Origin of the sequence: Cryobacterium sp. MLB-32, assembly GCF_000738085.1 — a bacterium.
In the GTDB taxonomy this organism is placed as follows: domain Bacteria; phylum Actinomycetota; class Actinomycetes; order Actinomycetales; family Microbacteriaceae; genus Cryobacterium.
The window spans coordinates 1-6,871 of sequence record NZ_JPRS01000229.1 but is presented as its reverse complement, the minus strand read 5'-3'; the positions used below and the strand labels follow the sequence as shown (position 1 = coordinate 6,871).

The following is a 6,871-nucleotide window of genomic DNA, read 5'->3' as shown; positions in this document are numbered from 1 at the left end:
TTTCGCCAGCACAGGAGACGAAATATGTGCAAGCATTTTCCCAGCCTGAGGCAACGCGCTCAGCGTTGACAGCAGAAATCCGGATCAGAAGCTCAGGATTTCCCCAATTTTTTCGCCCTGCTTCGCAGCGACGGTTGCGACGCCGAAACACGTTCGACGAACGTCTTCACCGTGCTCACGCTCCCCAGCCTGCGCAATTCTCATCAGGGTTTCCCGCAGTATCCGGGCCCGAATCCTCAGTTTTTCCACACTGTCTACTGTTTCGGCACGCGACTGGGGCGCTGACGCGCGCGGGCGGGCGTCAACGCTGTTTAGGGTGAGTAAATGAGCCCTCGAACGGCGCGACCGCGCGTGAACCTCGCCGACCGACCTCTGCGTGTGCACTCCGTTTTTGAGTTTCAGATCGTGGTGTTCGTTGCCATGCTGATCAGTCCTATCGCGGTGGTGGCGGTGCGGCCGCCCGCACTGAACCCCGCGAGCTACCTGGCGGGCCTGTTGCTCGTGGTGGTGGCGTCGATTGTCGCGCTCCTGTGGTGGCGATCGGCCTGGCTGGCCCGGTTCGCCGTTCTGATTCCGCTGGCTGATCTGGCCGGAATCCGCGTGATGGCCACCTCGGCAGGGGCGAATCCACTCGGTGACGGCTTCCTGCTCATTCTGCCCATGGTCTGGCTGGCCTATGCGTTCGGTCTGCGGGCGGCAGCCGGCGGCCTCGCGCTGGGAATCGTGCTCGATTCCCTGCTCCGGCCGTCGTGGGACTACGGCGACCTCTCCAGCGTCAGCGCCCTCGAGTTCGTGCGCCTCGTGTCGTTGCCGCTGCTCCTGGTGATTCTCACCACGTCGTCCTGGCTGCTCGGCAGGCGCATCCGTCTGCAGCAAACGCAGATCGCCGCCCAGACGGCGCTGACCACCGCCGCTCTCGAGCAGGCCGAACGGAGCAACACCCTGGTGTCGGAGGTCATCAATGCGGTGGACTTCGCCGTGATCGCATTCGACCGCGCCGGCGCGGTCACCCTCACCAACCGTTTCGTCGATGGAGTGCTGCGACCGGGGATTCCGGATTTTTACCACACGGATGGCTCCACCCCCTTCGCCGCGGGGACCAGCCCCGTCGATCGCTCGCGCCGCGGCGAATCCTTCAACGGCATCCTGGGCTGGGTCGGGGCGGCACAGGACGGACCGCTGGCCTTCTCGGCCACGTCCCGTTCGTTGGCGGGGAGCCGGGACGGCACAGCCGGCACAGACAGCACGGACAGCCCCGACGGCACAGTTCTCGTGCTGCGCAATATCACCACCGAGCTGCTGGCGGTGCGCGCCCGGGATGACCTCGTGGCCATGGTGACGCACGATCTGCGCACGCCCCTCACCGCCATCATCGGCAACGCCGAACGGCTGCTGGGGGGCACCGACGCACCCGCGACCGTGGCGCGTCGCATCGAGGTGATTCTGCGCAACGGTCAACGCATGGACACCATGCTCTCCGACCTTCTGCAGGCCCGCAGTACGGCGGATGCGCTTGTTCCGCTGGTGCCCGACAACGTGGACCTGCGGGGTGTCGTGCTGGAAAGCATCCACTCGCTGACTCCCGCCGCCGCCGCACGTGGAATCAGGATGTGCTGCGAGCCGACGACGGCGATTCCGGTGTTCGCCGACCCGACCCGGCTGAGACAGGTGCTCGACAACCTGCTCTCAAACGCGATCAAGTACAACGGGAACGCCGGAACCATCACCGTGCGGGCGTTCGCCGACGCGGACACCGTGACGGTGCTCGTACACGACACGGGCGACGGAGTGTCCCCCGCCGACAGCAGCCACGTTTTCGACCTTCACTACCGCACCGAATCGGCACGCCGTTCCGAGGAGCAGGGCCTCGGATTAGGGCTCAGCATCAGCCGGGACATTGCGCGTCGACACGGTGGAGACCTCACCCTCGACCCGGCCGCGCCCACCACGGGCAGCACGTTTCGGCTCACCCTGCCCCACGCCCGCACCTGACCGACTTTGTGGGTCGCGCAAAGCGCTATACGATGCGGCTAGTGCAGCCGTCACTACTTCGGGGGGAGAATAACGTGCCACAGACCGATCCGGAACGCATCGCCGTCGTGATCGAAGACGACCCCGACGTGAGCGAGTTGCTTGAGGCTCTGCTGATCGACAGCGGATTCGCCGTGCACTGCGCTTTCACCGGAGGCGACGGCATCGACCTCGTCAACCGGTTCGCCCCGCTCATCACCACCCTCGACGTGAACATGCCCGGTCTCGACGGCTTCGAAACCCTGCGGCGCATCCGAACGACCAGCGACACCCGCATCCTGATGATCTCCGCCCGCACCGAGGAAATCGACGTGGTGCAGGGCCTGAGTATGGGCGCCGACGACTTCATCGCCAAGCCGTTTCGGTCTCGCGAGGTGCGGGCGCGCATCGAGACGATCCTGCGGCGATCGGCCGAATTCGTGCCGACCACGCCGCCGTCCGCCCCGGCGCCTCCGACGCCGAATGCGGCGTTGAGCGCCGCCCCGACCGGCGACGGCTGGTTGGGAGTCGGCGAGGTGTTCGTGCACGTGGAGAAGCGGCACGCCCAGTTTCAGAGCGAACGACTCCCGCTGACGCGCAGCGAATTCGACCTGCTTGCCACCCTGTGTGCGGCTAACGGGCGGGTGTGCAGCAAGGCCGACCTGGTGCTGCAGATGCGCGGACAGGCGTACCTCACCACCGGGCTGTTGGACACCGACAAACGGTCGCTGGAAGTACACGTGGCGAACCTGCGGCGCAAACTCGAGCAGGCAAGCATGCGCGCGACGGAACGTCCCGTGATCGAAACCGTGCGCAGCGTCGGTTACCGACTGTCGACCGCCCCCACGACCTCGCTGCCGATGCTCGCCCACCTCTAGCGGCTCTGCGGCCAGGGTCGGAGCCTGCGTTCGGGTCACGAGGTCTTCTCAGCAAACGCATGCATTTCCCTATCCCACGGTGGCGCGAAGCACGACAAACCGCTGGTCGAGGCGCGACAAACCGCTGGTCGAAGCACGACAAACCGCTGGTCGAGGCGCGACAAACCGCTGGTCGAGGCGCGAGCTTGCGAGCGATCGAGACCCCCGCAAGACGACACGCAAACTGCTTGTGGAGAATGCCCGGACATCCGCTGCCCGTGCCATTATCGCCGCATGCCGTACATGTATATCGTCGAGTGCTCTGATGGCTCCTTCTACGTTGGGAGCACCTGGGACATCGACCGCCGCCTCTGGCAACATAACGCAGGGGAGGGCGCGGCTTACACGCGACGCCGCCGCCCCGTCACGCTCGTCTATCTCGAGGAAAGCCCTCGAATCGACGATGCCTACGCGCGAGAGAAGCAGGTTCAGGGCTGGAGCCGAGCGAAGCGATTGGCGCTCATCGAGGGGAGGACTGCGGAGCTCGGGCCGCTCAGCGTTCGTCGGCACCGCCCCTCGAAACCGAAGCGCTGACAGGTTGGGTCACCAGGTCTCGATCGCTCCTTCGTCGCGCCTCGACCAACGGGGGCGGGCCCACCCCGCCGGTTCAGGCGCGAGCCTGCGAGCGATCGAAACCCCGCACGACAACACCCCCAGACCACGTCACCAGGTCTCGATCGCTCCTTCGTCGCGCCTCGACCAACGGGGGCAGGCCCACCCCGCCGGTTCAGGCGCGAGCCTGCGAGCGATCGAAACCCCGCACGACGACACCCCCAGACCACGTCACCAGGCCTCGATCGCTCCTTCGTCGCGCCTCGACCAACGGGGACGGGGGCGGAGGGAGGTAGGGGCTAGACGCGGAGGGCGGCGCGGGCGGCGGAACGCTCCACGAGGAGGGCGTTCGCCGCGTCCACGGTTTCTGCCCAGAGTCGGGCGTCGGCGGGACTGCGGCCGTGTCGTTCGTGGCGGTCGACGAGGCGACGCATCCGCTCGTCGGCCGCGGTGGAGCAGAACCAGACCTCGGCGGCGATCGAGGGAATCTCCGACCAGGGCTGCTCGTCGACCAGCAGGTAATTACCCTCGGCGATGATGATGCGCACGGAGGGCTCGACGACGATGGCCCCGGCAACGCCCTCGTCAACGGCGCGATCGAAGCTGGGGGCATAGACGGCGTGGTCACACTCCACGATCAGCCGGCGCAGCAACGCCACGAAGCCGTGGCCATCGAAGGTGTCGATCGCGCCCTTGCGGTCGTGGATACCGAGGCGATCAAGGGTGGCGTTGGCGAGATGAAAACCGTCCATCGGGAGATGCTCGGCGATGCCCGGCTCGATGTCGTTGATGCGGGCGGCGAGGTTTCTGGCCAGGGTGGTCTTGCCGGCGCCGGGGCTGCCGGCGATTCCGAGGATGACCCGGTGCCCCGTGCGTGCCCCGTCGAGGAGGCCGAGGGCGCGCTGCGCGAGGGCGTCGAGATTGGAATCCATCTTCCCATCTTGCCGCAGCCGGGCTACCTCGCGCGGGGGTCCTGTGTGCCCATAGCCTTGGCCTTGATGGCCGCAAACTCGTTGTACGAGATGGTGCCAGCGTCCAGCAACTCCTTCGCCTGCAATATCTCCTGACTGGGCGAGGACGTCGTTGTCACTGTGCGGATGTAGCGGTCCGTCACGTCGTTACGCTTCCGGTTCCAACGAGAGCCCTTGCCCAAGCCGAGCAGTGCCGCTTCGCGGAGTACGGATGCGGCGAGTTGGGACTTCGTGGCCTCGAGCTCGGTCTCGACCTGATCGAGGCGCGCGGCGAGCAGCGCGACTTCGGAGGCCACGGACGTGCGTGTGGTTCCGGCGCCGGCAGCCTCGGGCGTGTCATCGAGGCCGAGGAGGAGCGAGCGGAGTTCCTGGGCCGAACGGCGAACGTCGTCGTCACGAATAGTCACAAGGCACCCTTCATTCGATACCGATTTTAGTCGCGATCTGCAGGGCGTAGTCCCTGTCGGCGGCAGTTGCCCACGGCGCCACGACAAGACGCTTGAGCATTTCAAGACCGAGGAATTGTTCCGTCGGCGAGGCGCTCTCGGCCAGGTGCGCCGCCCACTCGAGGCGTTCCATGAATTGGCCCCGGGCGTCGACGGGCTTCTGGGATTGCAGCTGCAGGTCGAGGAGGTCCTTCTGAGCTGCGATCTGCTTGTCGGCGAGCGCGTTGGCGTGGCTGCGCGTGAGGTACCAGGCACGGATGGTCCAGGCCAGCGTGGCGAGGGCCGCCGTCGCGGCAACGACAGAGGCGGCGAAAACGCCGTCCCACGGCAGGCCGAACAGGGTCATGGCGATGCCTCACACGGCAAGCCGAACAGGGTCATGGCGATGCCTGCCACGGCAGGCCGACACGCGTCATGGGTACGTCTCCCCCGCCATGACCGCGCGCTACTTGCGGAGGTTCGTGCGCCGCGCGACCGGCGGGCGGGCCGAGGCCGGTGCCGAGCTCGGCGACGTCTCCGCGCCGGTTTCTTCACCGTAACCGTAGCCATACCCATAGCCGTAGTGGCCGTAGCCGTAGGCATCCGGCCCCTTGGTGGGAAGCATCGTGAGCACCAGCCCCGAGATGGGCGCGCCCACGTTGTCGAGGGCGGAGATCGCGCCGCGAAGCTGATTCTTGTGCGTGCGTCCCGCCGCGATGATCAGAATCACCCCGCCGACATTCTTGGCGAGGATCGCGGCATCCGTCACGGGCAGCAACGGCGGGGTGTCGAAGAGCACCACGTCGAAGGAGCTGTTGAGCTCGGCGATGAGCAGGCTCATCCGGGCGGAGCCCAACAGCTCGCTCGGGTTCGGCGGCACGTGGCCGGCCGGCAGCACGAAGAGCTGGCCCTTGCCCCATGGCTGAATGGCGTCTTTGAGGGCGGCGCGGCCGATCAGCACATCGGTGAGTCCGACGGCCCCCTCGACCCCCATGTACTCGGCGATCTTGGGGCGGCGCAGGTCGGCGTCGACGAGCAGAACGCGTGCGCCAGCATCCGCCAGCGCGATCGCGAGGTTGGCGCCCGTGGTGCTCTTGCCCTCGCTCTCGACCGAGCTCGTCACCACGAAGGCCCGATCGGCGCGGCCCACGTCGAGGAACTGGAGATTGGTGCGCAGGGTGCGGAAAGACTCCGCCCGCGGGCTGCGCGGGTCGACGTGCACGATGAGCGGACGCTCCTGCGCCTTGCTGTCGAACACGATGCCGCCGAGGATGGGCACGGCGGTGATCTGTTCCACGTCGCGCTCGTTGCGGATGCGGGTCTCCAGGGTTTCGCGGAGCACCGCGATCGCCACACCGAGAGCGAGCCCCACGAGGGCGCCGAGGGCGATGTTCAACGGAACGTTCGGGCTCACCGGAACGGACGGCACGGTCGCCTCCTGCGCGCGGGTGAGCTTGACGGGCGAAACGGCGCCGGCTTGATCGGGTGTCTCGATGTTCTGCACCACGGCCGTGAGGCTCACCGAGATGGCGTTGGCGGTGGCGGCGGCTCGAACCGGGTCGGTGTCGGTGACGGTGATGTCGATGATCGAGGTGTCCAGTGGCGCCGAGGCGGTCACGCGGCTGGCCAGTTGATCACTCGTAATACCGAGCTCCAGCTTGCCGATCACCGGAAGCAGCACGATGGGGGTCACGACGAGGTCGGAGTACGTCTTCACGCGCTGCACCGTGAAACTGTTGCCCTGGGCGAGTTCCGAGGTGGTTCCGCTGGACTGCGTCGACACGAAGACCTTGCTGGTGGCGCTGTACTTCGGCGTCTGCACGATCGAGAACACGGATGCTCCGGCCACCGCGACGAGCGTCAGCAGCAGAATGAGAACCCAGCTTTTGCGCAGAATGCGAATGTAGTCGCGAAGTTCCACTCAACGGCCTTTCTTCGGGCATGCCACACGCATGTTTGTGTGAAGTGTCGCATAAATGAGAGATTGTTAGGTTTC

Annotated in this window: 7 protein-coding genes; 3 read left to right on the top strand and 4 right to left on the bottom strand. The window is 66.4% G+C overall.

The features are described from left to right. Positions 1–324 precede the first annotated feature (324 nt). The 3 genes from JF66_RS16630 to JF66_RS16620 all read left to right on the top strand — a co-directional run bounded on the left by JF66_RS16630 (position 325) and on the right by JF66_RS16620 (position 3,461). Entirely contained in the window at positions 325–1,992 is a 1,668-nt protein-coding gene (locus tag JF66_RS16630) for a cell wall metabolism sensor histidine kinase WalK (protein ID WP_081882459.1), read from the top strand. Between the two features lie 74 nt (positions 1,993–2,066). After that, positions 2,067–2,888: a response regulator transcription factor gene (locus tag JF66_RS16625; protein ID WP_035879772.1), complete on the top strand. Its 822-nt coding sequence runs from the start codon at positions 2,067–2,069 to the stop codon at positions 2,886–2,888. A 273-nt stretch (positions 2,889–3,161) separates the two neighbouring features. Then, positions 3,162–3,461 carry a GIY-YIG nuclease family protein gene (locus tag JF66_RS16620; RefSeq protein WP_035879771.1) on the top strand — a complete coding sequence of 100 codons (300 nt, stop codon included), beginning with the start codon at positions 3,162–3,164 and terminating at the stop codon, positions 3,459–3,461. 317 nt (positions 3,462–3,778) lie between these two features. On the opposite strand, the gene JF66_RS16615 is transcribed toward JF66_RS16620, so the two are convergent. The 4 genes from JF66_RS16615 to JF66_RS16600 all read right to left on the bottom strand — a co-directional run bounded on the left by JF66_RS16615 (position 3,779) and on the right by JF66_RS16600 (position 6,796). Further along, a complete protein-coding gene (locus tag JF66_RS16615; RefSeq protein WP_035879770.1) occupies positions 3,779–4,411 on the bottom strand; it encodes a nucleoside/nucleotide kinase family protein in 633 nt (210 codons plus the stop codon). Positions 4,412–4,434: 23 nt separating this feature from the next. Continuing rightward, positions 4,435–4,857: a hypothetical protein gene (locus JF66_RS16610; RefSeq protein WP_035879768.1), complete on the bottom strand. Its 423-nt coding sequence runs from the start codon at positions 4,855–4,857 to the stop codon at positions 4,435–4,437. Positions 4,858–4,867: 10 nt separating this feature from the next. Next, positions 4,868–5,242 (bottom strand): hypothetical protein, encoded by a 375-nt coding sequence (locus JF66_RS16605; RefSeq protein WP_035879766.1) that lies wholly within the window; start codon positions 5,240–5,242, stop codon positions 4,868–4,870. 99 nt (positions 5,243–5,341) lie between these two features. After that, entirely contained in the window at positions 5,342–6,796 is a 1,455-nt protein-coding gene (locus JF66_RS16600) for a polysaccharide biosynthesis tyrosine autokinase (protein ID WP_035879764.1), read from the bottom strand. Positions 6,797–6,871: the final 75 nt, after the last annotated feature.